This is a genomic window from Actinopolyspora biskrensis (assembly GCF_013408175.1).
GTDB lineage: Bacteria > Actinomycetota > Actinomycetes > Mycobacteriales > Pseudonocardiaceae > Actinopolyspora > Actinopolyspora biskrensis.
In genome coordinates this window covers 1,158,567-1,177,116 of the sequence record NZ_JACBYW010000001.1, presented here as the reverse complement: position 1 = coordinate 1,177,116, position 18,550 = coordinate 1,158,567, and the positions used below count along the sequence as shown (strand labels likewise).

Genomic DNA, 18,550 nt, shown 5'->3' with positions numbered 1-18,550 from the left:
CGGGCAAGCGCTCTCCGAGACCCACCGCGTGCCCGTCCCGTGGGAGGCAAGATGAGCACACTCGAAAGCCTCGAATACGGTTCCCCCGCACAGCTCGAAGCGGTTCGATCGGCCGATCCGTTGCGCGCGGACGAGCTCTGCGAGCGTCTTCGAGGGATGAACGAGGACGCCGACGTGGCGGCCCTGATCGAATCGCTGCGCGCACTGCTGCCCGCGACCGAGGAGGTCGCGGAGCTGTCGACCGACGAGTGCCTCGCGGCGATGAGAGACCTGGGGATGTTCCTGGGCTCGATCAAACGCCACGGAACAGAACCCGCCGAGGCCGTGCCCGAAGCGCTCCCCGTACTGACCGAACTGGGCAGCCGCACCGACATGGTCCCGAGGGACACGGTGCTGCACTACTGCGTGTGGAACCCGCAGGGCGAGCGGCGGCGGATGTACACCGGTGACCCGCAGGAACGGATCCTCCAGGACTCCGTGCGCCACGCCTTCCCCCGGCTGAACACCGGGCTGCGGATCTGCGACGAGCTCAACCGCACCGACCCCGCCGCGGAACGCTTCGCCGTGCTCGCACGGGAGCTAGACGAGTGCGTCGGTGCCATGCTCGAGTCCATAAACGCGGTGATGGCCGAGGTCGGCCCGGTGTTTTTCGCCCGCACGCTGCGCCCCTACTTCGAGGAGATCTCGCTGCGGGGACGGACTTACCTCGGTCCGGCCGCCGCGCAGGTGCCGCTGTGGCTCGTCGACGAGGTCCTGTGGCTGTCCGACCGGGGCATCGCCGAGTACGAGGACTTCCTGCTCGACTCCGTGCCCTACGGACTACCGCGCTGGCGTGAGCTGCACGCGGGCTGGCGCGGCTCACCATCGGTCGTGACCAGGCTCGTCGAGGCCTTCGACGTGGCCGGAGGTCACGACCGCGCGGGCCACCGGCTACGAGACGGCGCGAACGCCCTGGCCGGCGTGCTGCGCACGATCGTCACCTTCCGCGGTCGTCACTACCGCATCGCCAGACAGGCCTACCAGGAGGAGGTGCGGCTGTATCCGCTGGGAAGCGGCGGAGCAGGCATCGACCTGCTACAGCGTGTGTTGCTGCTCACCCGGCAGAACGCCCGGGTCGCCTCCGAGCGGACCGATCAACGGCGCCGGAGTTCTCGTCCCGCTTCCCCCACACCGACACCAGCGGAGCGGAAAGAGCGACGAAGTCCGGGTCCTTGAGGCTTTCCCGCACCAGGTCGAACGTCTCCCCGTCCACCGGGGTGTGTTCCAGGATCGGCTCACGCAGCCGCAGGAATGTGTGCCGGTAGAACTCGGCGGCCGTGCTGCCGCCGCGCACCAGCTCGCCGTCCGGTGAGGCGTCGATCTCGGTGAGTCCTCGCGCGGCGAGAGCCGCCGGCATCCGGTGCGCGAAACGCGAGTCGCATCCGTTGCGGGCCAGTACCGCCACCACCGCGTCGTGCACGCGCTGGAACCGTTCCACGTCGTCGCGGGGAGGGGTCTGCTCCGCCAGGGAGGCCCCCTCCGCGTCGAACTCGGACAGCAGCACCCGGCCTCCCGGGGCGCACAGTTCCACGAGCTGGTCCAGCACCTGTTCCCGTTGCGGCAGGTGCGAGAGCGTCATCCGCGCGTGCACCAGGTCGAAAGTCCCGGCGACGGGTCCGTCGGACAACAGGTCGTGGGCACGGATCTCGACCCGCTCCGGCAAACCGGCCTGTTCGAGGAACCCGGTGTCGCTGTCGAGGGCCACGACACGTCCCTCCGGCCCCACGAGATCGGCCAGCATCCGACTGACCGATCCACCTCCGGCACCGACGTCCAGGCAGGAGCTCCCCGCGCTCACCCCGAGCTTTCGCAGAGCGCGCCAGGAGGACGGATCCCAGAGCCCTTCCAGGGAGTCGAGCCGTTCTCGCTCGGCGTACCACTCGGGGGCGAACGTGTAGGACTCCGCGGCGCTTCTCGTGTTCATCACGGATGAACGTTAGGGCGGCCGTGCCGCGAGGGCAACAGCCGCGCGCTCCGCCGTCGGCGGGACGACCGGACCGCACGCGCATCCTCCCGGGCGTTCCCCGCACACCCGGCACACGGCCCGCGGAGAAGCCCCGCCCCTGCGGGCACACCCGCCCCGAACACCGTGTGAACTCGGTTACCGGGGGTTGCGCGCGCCCCACCCCCACTAGTTTACTTAGGCAAGGCTAAGCGAAAGTTAGATCAGCCTTACCTAATGAACGTCGTGGAGTTGTGGAGCCCCGCCCCATGTACACGTGCATCTGCGCCGGCGTGACCGAACCGGAAGTGCGGACGTGCATCCACGCCGGAGCCGACAGCGTCGAGGAGATCGGCGACCGCTGCCTGGCCGGAACCGGCTGCGGCACGTGCGTGGAACGACTGGAGGAGCTCCTGGAGGAGAACCGAACGGCGAGCACGACCCCCTCCTGCCCGCTGTCCAGCGGCGTCTGACCGTGGCCGTCGGTGTCTCCACCGGTTGCCGGACACGCCCGTCGCGGTTACGCACACGATGCCGCGCTGCTCGTAACGTGTCCGACGTGCGGTTCGACCCACGGCTACCGGCGGAGGACTCATGCAAGGCGACTCAGAGGTCATCTCGTTGCTCAACGAACAGCTCACCAGCGAGCTGACCGCCATCAACCAATACTTCCTGCACTCGAAGATGCAGGCCAACTGGGGCCTGACCAGGCTGGCCGAACACACCCGCACCGAGTCGTTCGAGGAAATGCGGCACGCCGAGTGGCTCAGCGACCGCATCCTCTTCCTCGAGGCCCTTCCGAACTACCAGCGATTGTTCACCCTGCGGATCGGTCAGACGCTCAAGGAGCAGTTCGAGTCCGATCTCGCGATCGAACGCGAGGTCCTCGACCGGCTCAAACCGGGCATCGCGCTGTGCCGCGAGAAGAACGACATCACCACGGCGAACCTCTTCGAGGGCATCCTCCGCGACGAGGAGCACCACATCGACTACCTCGAGACCCAGCTCGAACTGATCGAGACCCTGGGCACGCAGCTCTACCTGAGCCAACTCGTGGAAAGCCCGCCGACGAGCGCCTGAGCGGAAGAGGCAACCGGCGTTCCGCACGGCGGCCCGTGCGGAACGCCGCGGCGACGACTCCGAACCGGAGGGGTCACCAGGTCACCGGCAGCTCGTAAACGCCGTAGACGGACCCGTCGTGCTTGAACGGGATCTCCTCCGGATCGACGGCCAACCGCAGGGTGGGCACGCGCCGGTAGAGCGTGCCGTAGACGACCTGCAGCTCCAGCCTGGCCAGCGGTTGCCCCAAGCACTGGTGCACCCCGAAGCCGAAGGCCATGTGACGACGATTACCGCGCCGGATGTCGAGGCCGTCGGGATCGTCGAAGACCTCGGGATCGCGATTGCCGATGTCGTTGGCCACGATCAGCCCCTCGCCCGCGCGGATGGTCTCCCCGGCGATGTCGATGTCGTCCAGGGCAACCCGGCGCCGCCCATTGTGTGTGATGTGGAGGTAGCGCAACAGTTCCTCCACCGCCGAGGAGACCAGCTCGGGATCGTCGGTCTCGCGCAGCGCCTCCAACTGATCGGGGTGCTCGAGCAGGGCCAGCGTGCCGAGCGCGATCATGTTCGCCGTGGTCTCGTGCCCGGCGATCAGCAGCAGCACCCCCATCCTGGCCGCCTCGTCCCGGGGCAGCTCCCCGGCCTCGACCCGCTCCGCCAGATCGGACAGCAGGTCCTCGCCCCGGTCGACCAGCTTGTCCCCGACCAGACCGTCCAAGTACTCGGTCAGCCTGCCGGTCGCGGCCGAACGGTCCTCCTGGCTCGAGTTCCGGTTGACGATGACCCTGCTGTTGCTCTGGAAGAAGTCGTGATCGGAGTAGGGCACCCCGAGCAGCTCGCAGATCACCAGCGAGGGAACCGGCAGCGCGAAGGACTCCACCAGATCCACCGGATTCGGCCCGGCCAGCATGGCCTCGATCGCCTCGTCGACGATCCGCTGCACCTTCGGTCGCAGCGCCTCCACCCGTTTGACGGAGAAGGGCCCCGTCACCATGCGCCGGAGACGGGCGTGCTCCGGATCGTCCATCAGGATGAAGCTCAGCGGCGAACCGCTCGTGCGCTCCGCGGAGGAAACCGGCGCCGGGCTCGGATAACCGGGGTTGGTCGGATCGGCGCTGACCCGCGGATCGGCCAGCAACTTCCGCTGCTCCGCGTGCCGGGTCACCAGCCACGGCGTGCTGCCGTCCCACAGCGCGACCCGGGCAAGCGGGGCTTGGCGCTGCTTCTCCCGCAGCTCGGGCGGCGGGTCGAAAGGACACCCGGCCGCCCTGGTCATCGGGTATTCCGGGACGTCGGCCACGCCGCCGTCGACGGAATCCACCGTACTGCTCATCAACTCCTCCACGGGATGTCGTGCCGCGTTCCCCGTCCGGGCGGGCCGCTCACTCGCTCAGCTCGATGGCCGCGGCCGGACACATGTCGGCGGCCTCGCGCACCGCCTCGTGCAGCTGTTCGGAGGGCCGGGAGTCCAGCAGCACCACGATCCCGTCCTCGTCGCGCTGGTCGAACACCTCGGGAGCGGTCATCACGCACTGTCCCGCTCCGCAGCACTTGTCCTCGTCGACACTGACCTGCATCGGATCTCGTCCTTCCGTCGCGGAGTGTTTCCTCGCGTTCCGTTCCGACCCGTTCAACCGGTGACCGGAGCCAGCCACAACCCGGTCACCGCGTCGACCAAGCCGGTCGCTGCGTCGTGCCAACCGGCCCTGGGCGTGGCAACGCCCTCGGCCAGGGCACGCTCGCGTTCGGCGTACATGTGCGCCATCAGCTGTCGGCTCATGGCGAAGCGTTCGGAGCGCACTTGCGGCGGCAAGTCGGGCAGCGAGCGGTCGAACCCGTCGATGATCCGGTGCAGGTCCGGCGAGGTCAGCGACTCCTCGACCATGATCCCGTGCAACGAGGGCTCCGTCATCACCTGCGCCGCGAAGCGGGCGTACCAGGTGGGACACCCGAGCGTGGCCAGGTGCTCGGCGCTCGGGCGTACCAGGCAGCCCACCCAGTCCCGAACGCTGGGCTCGTCCCCGACATCCGCCAGCAGCTGCCTGCGCAGCTGCTCGATCCGCCCGGAGTGCTCGCGCACTATGGCCCGCACCAGATCGGCCTTGGCGCCGAAGTGGTAGCTGACCGCGGTGTTGTTGCCCAGCCCCGCCGCCTCGCTGATCTGGCGGTTGGACACGGCGAACACCCCGTGCTCGGCGAACAGGCGCTCCGCGGTGGTCAGAATGCTCTCCCGCGTGGTGCGGATCTGCTCACTCCGGACAGTTCTCTCGGTCATGGTCACCACCGAACCGGTACTTCGCGCAGCCCTCCCACCACGAGCCCGTCGACCCGCCGCAACTCGTCCACGGGCACGGCGAGTTCCAGGGAGGGCAGTCGCCGCAGCAACACTTCGAGCACGGTCTGCAGCTCGGTGCGGGCCAGCGCCTGGCCCAGGCACGAGTGCGCACCGACGCCGAACGCCAGGTGGGGGTTCGGACTGCGCCCCAGGGTCATGTCCTCCGCATTGTCGAACACGCTCTCGTCCCGGTTGGCCGCGGCCATGCTGCACACCACGGTGGTTCCCTCCGGCAGGGTCGCGTCGGCGAGGTGGGCCTGCTCACCGATGTAGCGCGGCATGCCGAAGCCGGGGTTGGCGTCGTAGCGCAGTGCTTCCTCGACGGCGGTGCGCACCAGGGAACCGTCCTCCAACAGCTGCTGCCAGCGCCGCCTGTCGGACAGCAGCACGGCCACCATCTTGCCGATCATGTTCGCCGTCGTCTCGTGTCCGGCCACCAGCAGTCCCTGCCCGGTGGCCACCAGGGTCTCGTCCGACAACCGCTCACCGGCCGAGTCGGTCTCGGTGGTCAACGCGCTGAGCAGATCGTCGCCGGGCTCGGCCCGCTTGGCCTCGACGTGATCGGCCATGTAGGCGGCGAACTCGCGCTGGGCCGCGTCGATCTCCTCCTGCCCGTAGCGGGTCAGGTTGAGCAGGGTGTCGGACCAGTGGGCGAACCTGTCCCGGTCCGCTTCGGGCACGCCGAGCATGTCGCAGATCACCCACACAGGCAGCGGAAACCCCAGGGCCGCCTTGAGGTCGGCGGGGCTGCCCTTCTCGACCATCTCGTCGAGCAGCCGCTCGGCCATGGACTCGATCCCGGGACGCATCGTGGCCATTCGCTTGGCCGTGAACCACTTGCTGACCATGCGCCGCCAACGCTGGTGCGCCTCCCCGCTCTGCGGAAGCGCGGAGGCCATGGAGGTGTTGAACACCCCGCCCGACTCGTTGGCCGAGATCCTGGCCGCCCCCGGCGCCCCGAGGTCCCTGGTGAAGCGCGGATCGGACAGCACCTGTTTGACGTCCTCGTGCCTGGTCACCAACGACGCCTCGTCCCCGCTGGGCAGCCGCACCCCGGCAACCGGGCACCGCTGCCGCAACCGCTCCCACTCCTCCGGCGGGTCCAGAGCGCCCCGCGCCGAGAGCGGGTAGTCCAGCAACTGCTCACCGTCGTCACGCTCCACCGCGACCTCCTCCGAGCCGATCTTCAGTGCACCCCCAGTCAACCCGGTTCACCGCGTTAAGTCAATCGACTGATTGAATATTCTTCGACGCGAAGACCCGACACACCGAAACGGAGGACCCCGTGTCACACGACAACGCCACCCCACCCGGCGAGACCGGCCCACCCCGAACGTCGGCCGTCGTCGTGGTGCTGGCCATGGCCGGAATCGTGGTCTCGTTGATGCAGAGCCTGGTGATTCCGCTGGTTCCCGACCTGCCCGAACTGCTCCACGCCTCCGCCGCGGGCACGGCCTGGGTGGTCACCGCCACCCTGCTCGCCGGAGCGGTCGCGACCCCGGCGGCGGGCCGCCTGGGAGACATGTACGGCAAGCGGCGCGTGCTCGTGCTCAGCCTGGCGCTGATGGTGCTCGGCTCGATCACGGGCGGGCTGAGCAACTCGCTCGTGCCCATGATCGTCGGACGCTCCCTGCAGGGATTGGCCGCCGGTGTCATCCCGCTGGGCATCAGCATCATGCGCGACGAGCTCCCCACCGAGCGCCTCGGCTCTGCGATCGCGATGATGAGCGCCTCGCTGGGGGTGGGCGGAGCGCTCGGGCTGCCCGCGGCCGCCTTCCTGGCCGAGTACGCCGACTGGCACGTGCTGTTCTGGGCCTCCGCCGCGCTGGGGGCCTGCGCCACCGTCCTCGTGCTCGCGGTCGTTCCGGAGTCCGCGGTGCGCACCGGAGGACGATTCGACCTGCCGGGAGCGATCGGGCTGTCGACCGGGCTGGTCTGCCTGCTGCTGGCGATCTCCAAGGGCGGCGACTGGGGCTGGACCAGCGGTACCACCCTCGGCCTGCTCGGTGCCGCGGTGCTCGTGCTGATGCTGTGGGGTCGGTGGGAGCTGCGCACGCCCCGGCCGCTGGTGGACCTGCGCGTCAGCGCACACCGCCAGGTCCTGCTCACCAACCTCGCCTCGACGGTGTTCGGCTTCGCGATGTTCGCGATGTCGCTGATCCTGCCGCAGCTGCTGCAACTGCCCGAGTCCCTCGACTACGGGATGGGGCACAGCATGCTGGTCGTGGGCATGGTGATGGCCCCCTCGGGGCTGGTGATGATGGCCATGGCCCCGGTCTCGGCACGTATCTCGAAGCTCGGCGGCCCCAAGGTGACCCTGATGGTCGGCGCCGTGGTGGTCGCGGTCGGCTACGGGCTCAACACGGTGCTGATGTCGCAGATATGGCAGCTCGTCCTGGTCTCGGGCGTGATCGGGGCCGGTATCGGACTGGCCTACGGGGCCATGCCCGCGCTCATCACGGCGGCCGTGCCCGTGTCCGAGACCGGAGCGGCCAACAGCCTCAACACCCTCATGCGCTCCATAGGCACCTCGGTCTCGAGCGCGGTCGCAGGTGTGGTCCTCGCGCAGCTGACCGTCACGCTCGGACCCGTCACCGTCCCCTCGCAGACCGGATTCCGCGTGATCATGGGGATCGCCGTCTTCGCCTCCCTCGCGGCCCTGGTGATCGCGGCCTTCCTCCCCGGTCGGCGGTCCCCCGGGGGTTCCGCCCACTCGCGCGCAACCACCACGGCCGCGGAGACCACCTCCTCCTGACGACTCCGTGGTTGTCCACCCGTCGCCGGAGCGGCCGGTTGCTCCGTTCGGAGCAGCGCTGTCCTAGCCTCGGGAAGTGGAACCGCCAACGAGGAATCGAACCCGTCGGACAACAGCGTGCTCACCCGAACCGTTCCGCGCGGCCGCTCGAGTCGAGCGGCCGCGCACTCCTTTCGCGCCCCCGGCAGTGCCGATCCCGGTGGGTACGTCGCGCCGGAGTCCCGGAGAGGCCCGCCACGTCGTCCGCACCGGTGCGGACGGCACAAGATTCGAAAACTAATCCGTCGATTCGCACAACAGTATCCGGGTTCGAGTGGAACAGAGGGACTCTTAGTGTTGCCCAATACCCATAACCTCGTTCACAACCTGTTGACAGCACGGCCTCCGCGCACGAACGGAGTCCACCGAGGAGACGCCCCGTGGAAGACCAACGCACTCCGGAAACTCCCCGAAGCACCACACCGGCCAGCCCCTCCCGACCGGCAACGGCGGGGCTGACTTCCCGGCTGGCCCGACGCAAACCGGTCGAGGAGCTGACCGGCGAGACCGGTCAGCTGCGCCGCTCACTCGGGCTGACCCAGCTCACCATGATCAGCATCGGGGCGACGCTGGGGACCGGTATCTTCGTCGTCCTCGGTGAAGCCGTTCCCAAGGCGGGTCCGGCCGTGGTGCTGTCCTTCGTGCTCGCGGGACTGACCGCGCTGTTCTCCGCGTTGTCCTACGCCGAGCTGGCCGGCATGATCCCGGCCTCCGGGTCCTCGTACTCCTACACCTACGCCACGCTGGGCGAACTGGTCGCGTGGGTGTGCGGCTGGTGCCTGATCCTGGAGTACGGAGTGTCCGTGGCCGCGGTGGCGGTCGGCTGGGGCCAGTACCTGAACGAGCTGCTGCACCTCACCGTCGGCGTGACGATTCCCGAGGCCTTCAGCCAACCCCCGGGAGAGGGAGGCCTGGTCAACATCCCTGCCGTGGTCGTGGTGCTGCTGGCCATGTTCCTGCTGCTCGGGGGAGCCCGGGAGAGCGCACGGGCCAACGCGGTGATGGTGGTGATCAAGATCGCCACGCTGCTGGTGTTCTGCGCGGTGGCCTTCACCGCCGTGCGCGACGGCAACTTCACCCCCTTCATGCCGCTCGGCATGGCGGGAGTCAGCGCGGCGGGGGCGACGCTGTTCTTCTCCTACATCGGTTTCGACGCCGCCTCCACCGCGGGTGAGGAGGCCCGCGACGCCAGGAGGGACCTTCCCCGGGCGATCGTGCTCTCCCTGTTCGTGGTCACCGTCCTGTACTGCCTGGTGGCGTTGGCCGCCGTCGGCGCCATGCCCTGGACAAGCTTCGCCGACGCCGAGGCGGTGCTCAGCCAGGTGCTGACGCAGGCCACGGGCGCGGGCGTGCTCTGGTCGGTGCTGCTGTCCGTGGGCGCGCTCGTGGCGATCTCCAGTGTGGTGCTCGCCGTGATGTACGGGCAGACGCGGATCCTGTTCTCCATGTCCCGCGACGGGCTGGTCCCCCGCGTGTTCTCCCGGGTCGACGAGCGGACCGGAACCCCGCGGAAGAACGTCGTGATCGTCTCGCTGGCCGTGGCCGTGCTCTCCGCCGCGATCCCGCTGGGCTCCCTCGCGGACGCGACCAGCATCGGCACCCTGTTCGCCTTCGGGCTCGTCAACGTGGCCGTGCTCGTGCTGCGGCGGAACCGCCCCGAGCTGCCTCGCGGTTTCCGGGTACCGCTGTCCCCGGTGACTCCGCTGCTCGGGGCCGGTTTCTGCGTGTACATGATGGCGAGCCTGGGCGCGGAAACCTGGCTGGTTTTCCTCGGGTGGATGGCGGCCGGACTGGCGTTCTACTTCGCCTACGGGATGCGGAAATCGCGGTTGAACGCTTCCACCCCGGACGCGGACGCCGCGGAGTGAGCCGTCCACGCCGCCCGCGCGGCCGTCAAGCGTCCTCCTCGAACGTCGAGGCGGCGCCACGGGGAATCTCGTTCGGAGACCGCAGGTAGTGGGCCACCCGCGCGCGCAACCGCCGCATGTCGATACCGGCCGGATCATCCTTCCGCTCGGGTGCCCACTCCCGGTGCGCGCACGCCCTCGATGAGTCGACTCCCAGAAACAGGCACAACCGGGCCACGAGCCTCGGGTAGACGTCACGTTGTTCCCCGGTCCAGTCTCCGTCGCCGGAATCCTCGGCCTCTATTCCCAGTGCGACCGAGTTCCCCGACAGGCCGGCCCACCCCCCGGCTCCGGCGTGGTAGGCGAGACCGGCCGCGATGACGTAAACGGTCCCGTCGTAACCGATACCGTAGTGCCCCAGGGGGCCGGGCAGACCTCGCCGACCGTCCCGGACCAGTCCGAGTGAGGGGTAGTTGTCCGAGGTGTCCTCCGGCTCGGGGCCCGCGGTGTGGTGACACACGACGACACCGACGTAGTCGTCGAGCGGGCCGTGCCCGCGCCCCCTCCACCCGGGCACCTCGACAACCGGATACCCCGTCGCACGGGCGACGGTGGCCAGATCCTCGCCGGGGCCGTTGAACCACTGTCCCATCGGTGCACCTCTCGTAGTTCGGGAACAGAACTCCCCGACCGTTCTGTCCGATCGACGCCCCACGGCACAAGCCTCCGTCCGGGGCATTCCACGTTCCACCGACCGGGAAAGGTGTTGCACCCGCGCGTTCCCACTGGTTCGATCACCCGCCGGACGACGGGAGCTCCGACGGGAACGGGGTGGACATGCCGGACGAGGGTGACTCCGAGCCACGCGAACCGATACGCGCTCCCCTGGCCTGGTCGGGGCTGCTGCTCCTGGTCCTGCTCGGCGTCCCGTGGTACCTCCCCGAGGGCACGATCGGGCCGGTACTGCTCGGCTTTCCGCTGTGGACCCTGGGCGCGGTGCTCTCCTCGCTGGCGATATGCGGTTACCTGTCCTGGATGTTGCTGTCCCTCTGGGAGACCCCCGAACAGCGGACGGGATCCCCGGGGGAATCCCCCCGCGAGACACCGCACGACGGCAACGGAGACACGAACGGACACGGCGGAGCGGTGTGACATGGACACGCTGAACTTCAGCGGCCGATCGGGCGTGCTCGTCCTGGCGTCCTACGCCGCGCTGATGCTGATCATCGGGTTTTTCGCCGGGCGTGGCGGTTCCGGGGCGAAACGGAGCCCGAAGGACCACTACCTCGCGGGCGGCAACCTCGGCGTGATCACCCTGTTCTTCACGCTGTACGCCACGCAGTACAGCGGCAACACGGTGATCGGCTACGCACCGCAGGCCTTCCGCGAGGGTTTCGCCTGGTGGCAGTCCGTGACGTTCTTCAGCATGATCGTGGCGGGATACCTGCTGTTCGCTCCCCGCATGTACGTGATCGCGAAGGAGCACTCCTTCGTGACCCCCACGGACTGGGTGAGTCACCGCTTCGGTTCCACTCCGCTCACCGTGCTCGCCGCGCTGTTGATGCTGTGGGCGCTGGCGAACTACCTGCTGGAGCAGCTCATCGCCATGGGCCAGGCGATCACCGGCCTGACCGGGAGCACGATCCCCTACCAGGTGGGCGTGACCGCGTTCGTGATCGTCATGCTCGCCTACTCGTGGAGCGGGGGGATGCGCGCGGTCGCCATGACCGACATCATGCAGGGGGTCGCACTGCTGCTGGGGGTCGGAACCCTGCTGGCGGGAGCCGTTGTCCTCGTCAACGACCTCCCCCGGGGTGGTGGCCCCACCGTGCTGGCCGAGCACCCGGAGGCCATGGCCGTTCCGTCCACGGCCGATTCGGTCAACTGGGTGTCGATGGTCCTCATGGTCGGCATCGGGATCGCGATGTATCCGCACGCGATACAGCGCGTGTACGCGGCACGCAGCGCACGGACCCTGAAGCGCTCCCTGCTGCCCATGGTGTGGATGCCACTGCTCACCGCCGGTGCGGTGTTCGCGATCGGGCTGCTCGGGCTCGAGCTCTTCCCGGACCTGTCCGCTCAGGACTCCGAACGGCTCGTGGGCGTGATCGCCAACGAGGTCGCCGGGCTGAACGTCTTCTTCTACGTCATGATGATCCTGCTGTTCGGCGGTGTCGTGGCTGCCGTCGTGTCCACGGCCGACTCGGCGTTGCTGAGCTTTTCCTCGATCGTGTCCACCAACGTCTACGCCCGTTACATACGACCGGACGCCACCCCGCGACACCAGGTGCGAGTGGGCAAAGCCGTGGGCGTGGTCGCCGTGTCCGGCATTCTGCTGCTCGCCTGGAACCCGCCGAGCACGCTGGTCGAGATATTCACGCTCAAGATCGAGTTGCTGATACAGCTGGCACCGGCCTTCGTGGTGGGACTGTACTGGAAACGTCTCGCGGCAGGACCCGTCTTCTGGGGAATGCTGTCCGGCGTCCTCCTCGCGGGCGGGCTGGCCATCGCCGGGGTCGACGCGGTCTGCGGAATCCACGGCGGAATGCTCGGTCTCGTGCTCAATCTCGGAATCTGCGTGCTCGGTTCGCTGCCCCACCGGCGGGGCCGCACCGAACACAGGTCCGGCGTGGGCTCCGAACAGCGCGCTCCCGGCGAGGTCCACTCCGGATGAGCCCCCCGGGCAGCAGCACGCGCTGTCATCCTGACGGCTGGTGTCGCGATTCCCTACCGGCCCGAAGGGCGGTACCGCCTGGTGGGGACTCGTGCCGCGCTTCCTGACCGGCGCGGCGGCAGCGGCCGGGATCGGCGCGATCAACGGCATCGGCAACCTCGGCGGTGGCTTCGGTCCCATGGGAATCGCCGCGATAGTCGACCTGACCGGATCCACGCGCGCGGGACTGGTCTTTCTGATCCTCGTCTCACTTCTCGGGCTGGCGGGCACCTTCGGTCTGCGCGCCCTGCTGCGTGACAGGGCACGGTCCTCCGAGACCCCCGAGCCCGCCGCCCACGGGAGCACTCGGACACGGCAGGAGCAGTAGGCCCACGGCCGATGACGAAAGGCGCTTCGTCCCGGAGGAGCGAAGTGACCACGAGCGCCTCAACGGGTATCCGAGGGTCACCAAGCCCCTCTTCCGGAAGGAGCGGCCATGAGCACCGACACGCAGTCACCCCCTCCCGCCTACAGCGGTTTCGACCGGATGCCCGTCGACGGGCGGTGGCGCCCCGGGAAGGCGGGCTCGGTCAACACCGACGTGAACCCGTACACCGGGGGGCGGCTCACCGAGATCACCCAGGCCGACGCCACGGACGTGGACGCCGCCTACCGGGCATCCGAACGAGCCCGGGGAGAGTGGGCGGCGGCTACGGCCTCGGAACGGGCGGAGGTGTTCGTCCGGGCCGCCGAGATCATGTCGCGCCGCAAACAGGAGATCATCGACTGGCTGGTCGCGGAGGCTGGCGCCATCCGCTCCCGAGCGGAGTGGGAATGGATGGCGGTGCGCGCCGTCATGCTCGAAGCGGCTTCCTACCCCGCCCACGTGGAGGGCAGGCTCCTTCCCGCAGCCCTCATCGAGGGCAAGGAGAACCGGGTGTACCGGCAGCCGGTCGGCACCGTGGCCGTGATCAGCCCGTGGAACTTCCCGATGCAGCTGTCCAATCGCTCGGTGGCCCCCGCACTGGCCGTCGGCAACGCTGTGGTCCTCAAGCCGGCGGGTGACACACCGGTGACCGGAGGCCTGCTCCTGGCCGGGATCTACCAGGAGGCCGGCCTCCCGGAGGGAGTGCTCAACGTGCTCGTCGGCGAGAGCGGTGAAATCGGTGACCCGCTGGTCACCGATCCCCGCTCCCCCGTCGTCTCCTTCACCGGCTCCACCGAGGTGGGACGCGACCTCGCCCGGAAGGCGCCGCTCAAGAAACTCGGCCTCGAGCTCGGCGGCAACGGTCCGCTGGTCGTGCTCGACGACGCCGACCTCGAGCAGGCCGTGGACGCGGCGATGTTCGGATCCTTCTTCCACCAGGGACAGGTCTGCATGGCCACCAACCGGGTGATCGCACACCGGGACGTGCACAACGAGGTGGCCGAACGGATGAGAGCACGGGCCGAACAGCTGCGTTGCGGCGATCCCTCCGACCCCGGCACCAGCATCGGCCCGGTCATCAACGCCCGCCAACTCGATTCCGTGCTGGACAAGCTGTCCCGGGCGAGTTCCGAGGGCGCGAAAACGCTGTGCTCCGGGGAGCCGGGAGGGCCGACCGGGCAGGTGCTGCCGCCCCACGTGCTCACCGGGAACAACGAAACCCCCACGGCCGCCGAGGAAGTGTTCGGCCCCGTCGCCACCATCGTGCGCGCCGAGGACGAGGAACACGCCCTGCAGCTGGCCAACGACACGGAATACGGCCTGTCCAGCGGTGTCTTCACCCGCAACGGGGAGCGTGGGCTCCGGTTCGCCCTGCGGGTGCGCGCGGGGATGACCCACATCAACGACACCACGATCAACGACGAACCGAACACGGCGTTCGGTGGGGAGAAGGCCTCCGGCATCGGCCGGTTCGGCGGCGAGTGGGCGATCGAGGAGTTCACCACGGACCACTGGGTCAGCGTGCAGCACTCCCGGCGGCAGCGGCCGCTGTGAACTCGCTTCGCGGGCTTCAGCGAGATCACGGCGAATCTTCACCGGTTCAGGTGCACACCCGAGGGAAAAATTTACTGCCGTGGCCTGCTCCCCCGAAAATCAACCGTTTCCGAAAAACAACGGCGCCGAGTAGGCGACAGCGCGGAGTCCGATCTCGCCAGTCGGTCCGCCCCTCGGAACAGGTGGTTTCCACCCGCAACGCGGAAAGTCCCGCACCGGCCCCCGTCCGGCCGAACCCGCGCGGTTCGGCCGGACGCGGCCGGCTCGGCGAAGCGGACGAATCCGCTACTCATCCGGGGACCTCGACCGCGCACCGTCACCCGCTCCTCCGGGGAGAACACCCGCCGCGCGCCGGGGGTTTCCCCGGCCGGCACCCCGCTTCCGGAAGCAGCGCCGAGTAGACCCCCCTGCCACACGAGACGTCCCTGATGCGTGATGAAATACGGGCAACGGAATCCGTTGAATGGGACAAACCCGTCTGTCTCGTGCACGAGTCCTGCGTAACCGTGAGCGCGTTCAGGACGGGAGCCTCCGATTCAAGATCACCCGAACGGCTCAACAGTTGTGGGGCTTCGGCTCCACTTCCGGCGATGTGAGTGCCCTCCGGTCCCGTCCGAAACGGCTCACGGAGGACACTTCGCGCCGCCGCACGTGTTGTCCGGAACGCGCCCTTTGCTATACAGATCAGTATAGTTACATTGTTTCATGATAACCGGGTTGTCCTCGAACAACTCGACACGCGGGTCCTGGGAGATGGTGGGATTGAGCAATCCGATCCGGCCGTTGGTCGCGTCCCTGGCGTTGCTGCTGCGCGACATGAAGCGAGGCAGAACGACGACGGTCGATCATCCGAAGCACGAACAGCAACCACTCGACGAAGCACCCCGCTCAGTTCTCCCGGAACAGTGGGAAGCCAGGCACAGCGAGAAACTCCGGCAAACTCGCTCCAAGCCGCTGCGTCAGAAGCAGCAGTGGCTCATGGGACAGGACCTCCCCTCCGAGACTCCCCCGGAGAATTCCTGGGAACCGACGGCGAACACTTCGGTGACCCCCGCGGGCGACGTGGAGATCGACGTCTCGCTTCCCGGCGTCACGGCGGGCGAAGTGGACGTGGGCCTGCGGCGACGGGTCATGATGACCGTTTCGGGGATCAGCGCCGGACGGGTTTTCTACCGTGAGGTGACCCTGCCCTCCGGACTGGACGAGGACAGCGTCACCGCGAGCATGAGCGACGGAACGCTGAGCATTCACGCGCACACCACGGAGCACGCCGAGGAGCATCCTCGGCGGGTCTCCGTGGAGTCCGCCTGACCGATCCCACTCGCGTTCCGCACACGGCAGCAGTTGACGTGCTCCCCGCCGTTCACGGCGGGGATTCCGACGCGACCCCAGCCGCGTGCGGAGCGGTGTCCCCTCGCGGGGTTCCGCTGCTTCCTGCTTCGGCGACCTCTGCCCCCCGTGTGGGGTCTTCCCCGGTCTCCACAGGCGTTTCGCCTCTCCGCCCGCCCGGCGGCGAGGATGTTGGCGGCGTCGCGGTCGTGGGCCGCGCCGCACGGGCAGCTCCACTCCCGAACGCTTAGCGGTTTCGGCCCGTCGATGCGTCCGCACTCGGAGCACGTTCGGCTGGTCGATAGCCACCGGTCGACGACGACCAGCTCGCGCCCGTATCGGTGGGCCTTTTCCGACAGGATCCGCCGGAATCGACCCCACGAGGCGTCCTGCACGGACTTCGCCGGGCGGGTGCGGGCGAGCCCGGACGCTGCCAGGTCTTCCACGGTGATCAGTCGGTTCTCCCGGATCAACCGTGTGGACTCTTTGTGCGGCCAGTCGGCCCGGGTGTCGGCGACTTCGGCGTGTCGACGCGCCAGACGCTTACGCGCCTTGGCGCGGTCTTCGCCACCTCGTGCGACGGGGCGCCGCTGCGCATCGTCCGGCAGTACGTGGAAAACCAGCGGCGCCCTGCGTGACGTACCCGACCACAAGCACTCCTGATCGGCTCACTCCGGCCCGGCGGCCGGAGCTCGCGCCGATTAGCTACTGGTCGACCGCGCAGACTCCCACCGTCTGCTCGGTCGTCCCGGACCGCGCACCAGCGACCACGGCTCGCGCTCTCCCCGCGAGCAGTAGCTCGCCCGCCACCGAGCACGTCGTCTCGTCGGCTCCACGTCCTCGGAGCGAACCGCCCCCACCGCGATCGACGCAACACGCTCACGAGTTCCCGCAGAATTCCTTCCCGATTCCGGAACCGAATCATCCCGGCAGACAGACCCGAATGATTCGAAACGAGCGATACACCGATCGTCCTCCGCGATGCCGGATCCCGCGGAATCACTCTTCCTCACCGACCGCTGCCCGCTGCTGTCATCCGTTTCGGTGCTGGCCTGTCCGTACGAGCGGGATCAGGATGTCCCCGTGCCCGGAAAGCCCCGAAGACGGTTACCGGCGGGAGAGGCCATGATCGACGGCGGGGAGCGCTCCTTCGCGCGCGTGCTCGGCCGATGGGACGTGCTCGTGATCGCGTTCGGAGCCATGATCGGTTTCGGCTGGATCGTCAGGACCGGGGATTTCATCACCCGAGCGGGAACGCTGGGGGCCTCCGCGGCCTTCCTGATCGGCGGTGTCGTCGTCGGTCTCGTCGGACTGACCTACGCCGAACTGGTCTCGGCCATGCCGCACGCAGGCGGCGAGCACAATTACGTGCTGCGCGCGCTCGGGACACGGCCCGCCTTCGTCACCTCGTGGATGCTGGTGCTCGGCTACGTCTCGGTGGTCGCCTTCGAAGCCGTGGCCCTGCCGCAAAGCCTGAGCTACGTCTTCCCCGAACTGCCCGCGGGTCCGCTGTGGTCGGTGGCCGGGGAAGACGTGTTCGCCACCTGGACGGGCGTGGGCGTCCTCGGAGCCACGGTGATGACCACCGTCAACTACATCGGGGTGCGCCCGGCCGCCGTGTTCCAGAGCCTCGCCGTCCTGTTCCTGCTCGCGGTCGGTGCCACCCTGCTGCTCGGTTCCTTCCTCGGCGGTGACCTCGCGAACATGCGCCCGCTGGTCTCCGCGGCTCCATCCGGTGTCCTGAGTGTGCTGGTGGCCGTACCGTTCCTGTTCGTCGGGTTCGACGTGATTCCCCAGTCCGCGGGTGAGATCGGACTGCCCTTCCGACGCATCGGCAAACTGCTCGTGCTCGCGACCTGCGCGGCCACGGCCTGGTACGTGCTGATCGTGCTCACGGTCGGTTCCGGGCTCCCGCCCGAGGCCCTCGCCCGGTCCGAACTCGCGGCCGGAGACGGCATGAACGCGCTGTGGAACAGCCGAACGATGGGAACCCTGCTCGTGCTCGGCGGCGTAGCCGGAATCCTCACCAGTTGGAACGGCTTCCTGCTCGGAGCGAGCAGACTGGTGCACGCCATGGCCTCCTCGGGAATGCTGCCGAGCTGGTTCGGCAAGATCCATCCACGATTCGACACGCCGAGCAACGCGATCCTGTTCGTCGGTGGGCTCTCCCTGATCGCCCCGCTGTTCGGCGAAAAGATGCTCACCTGGTTGATCGATGCGGGCGGGTTCGCCGTCGTCGTCGCCTACCTGATGGTTTCGACCAGCTTCCTGGTGCTGCGATACCGCGAGCCGGACATGCCCCGTCCCTTCCGGGTCCGCTGCGGAAGGACCGTCGGCGGGCTGGCCCTGATGCTCAGCCTCGGACTGGCCGTGCTGTTCCTGCCCGGCATGCCCAGCGGACTCGACTGGCCGTCCGAGTGGATCATCCTCGGCGGCTGGGCACTGCTGGGAGCGGTGTGGTTGTTCGGACTCCCCCGAACCACCACCCCGCGTGGGCAACGCACCCCCACCGGCACCGAGCACTCCGTCTGCCGGGACGACACCCGGTGAGCCGAGCGGCTCCACGAT

Annotated in this window: 17 protein-coding genes and 1 pseudogene; 11 read left to right on the top strand and 7 right to left on the bottom strand. The window is 68.6% G+C overall.

Annotation, left to right across the window (positions count from 1 at the left end; all coding sequences use genetic code 11):
* Positions 1–51: 51 nt before the first annotated feature.
* Entirely contained in the window at positions 52–1,215 is a 1,164-nt protein-coding gene (locus tag FHR84_RS05075) for a monodechloroaminopyrrolnitrin synthase PrnB family protein (RefSeq protein WP_179534212.1), read from the top strand.
* Positions 1,216–1,474: 259 nt separating this feature from the next.
* On the opposite strand, the pseudogene FHR84_RS22765 reads toward FHR84_RS05075, so the two are convergent.
* Positions 1,475–1,963 (bottom strand): annotated as a pseudogene (locus FHR84_RS22765) (class I SAM-dependent methyltransferase); the annotation flags it as partial.
* Between the two features lie 287 nt (positions 1,964–2,250).
* Here FHR84_RS22765 and FHR84_RS05070 point away from each other — a divergent pair.
* Together FHR84_RS05070 and bfr are read left to right on the top strand one after the other, a co-directional pair.
* Positions 2,251–2,454, top strand: coding sequence for a (2Fe-2S)-binding protein (locus FHR84_RS05070; RefSeq protein ID WP_179534211.1), 204 nt, complete (start codon positions 2,251–2,253; stop codon positions 2,452–2,454).
* A 121-nt stretch (positions 2,455–2,575) separates the two neighbouring features.
* Complete coding sequence (gene bfr / locus FHR84_RS05065; protein WP_092521333.1) at positions 2,576–3,061, top strand: bacterioferritin; 486 nt, start codon at positions 2,576–2,578, stop codon at positions 3,059–3,061.
* A 73-nt stretch (positions 3,062–3,134) separates the two neighbouring features.
* Here bfr and FHR84_RS05060 read toward each other — a convergent pair whose 3' ends face one another.
* The 4 genes from FHR84_RS05060 to FHR84_RS05045 are packed head-to-tail and all read right to left on the bottom strand — an operon-like array spanning position 3,135 to position 6,541.
* Positions 3,135–4,376, bottom strand: a complete 1,242-nt coding sequence (locus tag FHR84_RS05060) for a cytochrome P450 (RefSeq protein WP_179534210.1) — start codon at positions 4,374–4,376, stop codon at positions 3,135–3,137.
* Positions 4,377–4,425: 49 nt separating this feature from the next.
* Entirely contained in the window at positions 4,426–4,620 is a 195-nt protein-coding gene (locus tag FHR84_RS05055; RefSeq protein ID WP_179534209.1) for a ferredoxin, read from the bottom strand.
* Positions 4,621–4,673: 53 nt separating this feature from the next.
* Positions 4,674–5,318: a TetR/AcrR family transcriptional regulator gene (locus FHR84_RS05050; protein ID WP_179534208.1), complete on the bottom strand. Its 645-nt coding sequence runs from the start codon at positions 5,316–5,318 to the stop codon at positions 4,674–4,676.
* 2 nt (positions 5,319–5,320) lie between these two features.
* Positions 5,321–6,541, bottom strand: coding sequence for a cytochrome P450 (locus FHR84_RS05045; protein ID WP_179534428.1), 1,221 nt, complete (start codon positions 6,539–6,541; stop codon positions 5,321–5,323).
* A 197-nt stretch (positions 6,542–6,738) separates the two neighbouring features.
* Between FHR84_RS05045 and FHR84_RS05040 the strand changes: the two genes are divergently transcribed.
* Both FHR84_RS05040 and FHR84_RS05035 read left to right on the top strand, forming a co-directional pair.
* Entirely contained in the window at positions 6,739–8,133 is a 1,395-nt protein-coding gene (locus FHR84_RS05040; RefSeq protein WP_218862223.1) for an MFS transporter, read from the top strand.
* 419 nt (positions 8,134–8,552) lie between these two features.
* Positions 8,553–10,040 carry an amino acid permease gene (locus FHR84_RS05035; RefSeq protein ID WP_179534206.1) on the top strand — a complete coding sequence of 496 codons (1,488 nt, stop codon included), beginning with the start codon at positions 8,553–8,555 and terminating at the stop codon, positions 10,038–10,040.
* A gap of 25 nt (positions 10,041–10,065) precedes the next feature.
* On the opposite strand, the gene FHR84_RS05030 is transcribed toward FHR84_RS05035, so the two are convergent.
* Positions 10,066–10,671, bottom strand: coding sequence for an N-acetylmuramoyl-L-alanine amidase (locus tag FHR84_RS05030; RefSeq protein ID WP_179534205.1), 606 nt, complete (start codon positions 10,669–10,671; stop codon positions 10,066–10,068).
* Positions 10,672–10,856: 185 nt separating this feature from the next.
* Here FHR84_RS05030 and FHR84_RS05025 point away from each other — a divergent pair, with 185 nt between their 5' ends.
* From FHR84_RS05025 to FHR84_RS05005, 5 genes are all read left to right on the top strand, one after another.
* Positions 10,857–11,171 (top strand): hypothetical protein, encoded by a 315-nt coding sequence (locus FHR84_RS05025; protein ID WP_179534204.1) that lies wholly within the window; start codon positions 10,857–10,859, stop codon positions 11,169–11,171.
* 1 nt (position 11,172) lies between these two features.
* Positions 11,173–12,693, top strand: coding sequence for a sodium:solute symporter family protein (locus FHR84_RS05020; protein WP_179534203.1), 1,521 nt, complete (start codon positions 11,173–11,175; stop codon positions 12,691–12,693).
* Positions 12,694–12,733: 40 nt separating this feature from the next.
* The gene (locus tag FHR84_RS05015) at positions 12,734–13,060 is read left to right on the top strand and encodes a hypothetical protein (protein ID WP_218861970.1); all 327 of its coding nucleotides are present in this window, start codon (positions 12,734–12,736) and stop codon (positions 13,058–13,060) included.
* Positions 13,061–13,168: 108 nt separating this feature from the next.
* Positions 13,169–14,653, top strand: coding sequence for an aldehyde dehydrogenase family protein (locus FHR84_RS05010; protein ID WP_179534202.1), 1,485 nt, complete (start codon positions 13,169–13,171; stop codon positions 14,651–14,653).
* A 705-nt stretch (positions 14,654–15,358) separates the two neighbouring features.
* Positions 15,359–15,964 carry an Hsp20/alpha crystallin family protein gene (locus FHR84_RS05005; protein ID WP_246300125.1) on the top strand — a complete coding sequence of 202 codons (606 nt, stop codon included), beginning with the start codon at positions 15,359–15,361 and terminating at the stop codon, positions 15,962–15,964.
* Here FHR84_RS05005 and FHR84_RS05000 read toward each other — a convergent pair.
* Complete coding sequence (locus FHR84_RS05000; protein WP_246300124.1) at positions 15,901–16,635, bottom strand: RNA-guided endonuclease InsQ/TnpB family protein; 735 nt, start codon at positions 16,633–16,635, stop codon at positions 15,901–15,903. The two genes, FHR84_RS05005 and FHR84_RS05000, sit on opposite strands and share 64 nt — an antisense overlap.
* Positions 16,636–17,107: 472 nt before the next feature.
* Here FHR84_RS05000 and FHR84_RS04995 point away from each other — a divergent pair, with 472 nt between their 5' ends.
* A complete protein-coding gene (locus FHR84_RS04995; protein WP_179534426.1) occupies positions 17,108–18,532 on the top strand; it encodes an amino acid permease in 1,425 nt (474 codons plus the stop codon).
* The last annotated feature ends 18 nt before the right edge of the window (positions 18,533–18,550 follow it).

Excerpts from the sequence above, each read along its gene's own strand:
- FHR84_RS05050 (WP_179534208.1), bottom strand. The coding sequence starts at position 5,318 with ATGACCGAGAGAACTGTCCGGAGTGAGCAGATCCGCACCACGCGGGAG.
- FHR84_RS05025 (WP_179534204.1), top strand. The coding sequence starts at position 10,857 with ATGCCGGACGAGGGTGACTCCGAGCCACGCGAACCGATACGCGCTCCC.
- FHR84_RS05055 (WP_179534209.1), bottom strand. The coding sequence starts at position 4,620 with ATGCAGGTCAGTGTCGACGAGGACAAGTGCTGCGGAGCGGGACAGTGC.
- FHR84_RS05030 (WP_179534205.1), bottom strand. The coding sequence starts at position 10,671 with ATGGGACAGTGGTTCAACGGCCCCGGCGAGGATCTGGCCACCGTCGCC.
- FHR84_RS05060 (WP_179534210.1), bottom strand. The coding sequence starts at position 4,376 with ATGAGCAGTACGGTGGATTCCGTCGACGGCGGCGTGGCCGACGTCCCG.
- FHR84_RS05040 (WP_218862223.1), top strand. The coding sequence starts at position 6,739 with ATGGCCGGAATCGTGGTCTCGTTGATGCAGAGCCTGGTGATTCCGCTG.
- bfr (WP_092521333.1), top strand. The coding sequence starts at position 2,576 with ATGCAAGGCGACTCAGAGGTCATCTCGTTGCTCAACGAACAGCTCACC.
- FHR84_RS05010 (WP_179534202.1), top strand. The coding sequence starts at position 13,169 with ATGAGCACCGACACGCAGTCACCCCCTCCCGCCTACAGCGGTTTCGAC.
- FHR84_RS05020 (WP_179534203.1), top strand. The coding sequence starts at position 11,173 with ATGGACACGCTGAACTTCAGCGGCCGATCGGGCGTGCTCGTCCTGGCG.
- FHR84_RS04995 (WP_179534426.1), top strand. The coding sequence starts at position 17,108 with ATGATCGACGGCGGGGAGCGCTCCTTCGCGCGCGTGCTCGGCCGATGG.
- FHR84_RS05075 (WP_179534212.1), top strand. The coding sequence starts at position 52 with ATGAGCACACTCGAAAGCCTCGAATACGGTTCCCCCGCACAGCTCGAA.
- FHR84_RS05005 (WP_246300125.1), top strand. The coding sequence starts at position 15,359 with ATGATAACCGGGTTGTCCTCGAACAACTCGACACGCGGGTCCTGGGAG.
- FHR84_RS05070 (WP_179534211.1), top strand. The coding sequence starts at position 2,251 with ATGTACACGTGCATCTGCGCCGGCGTGACCGAACCGGAAGTGCGGACG.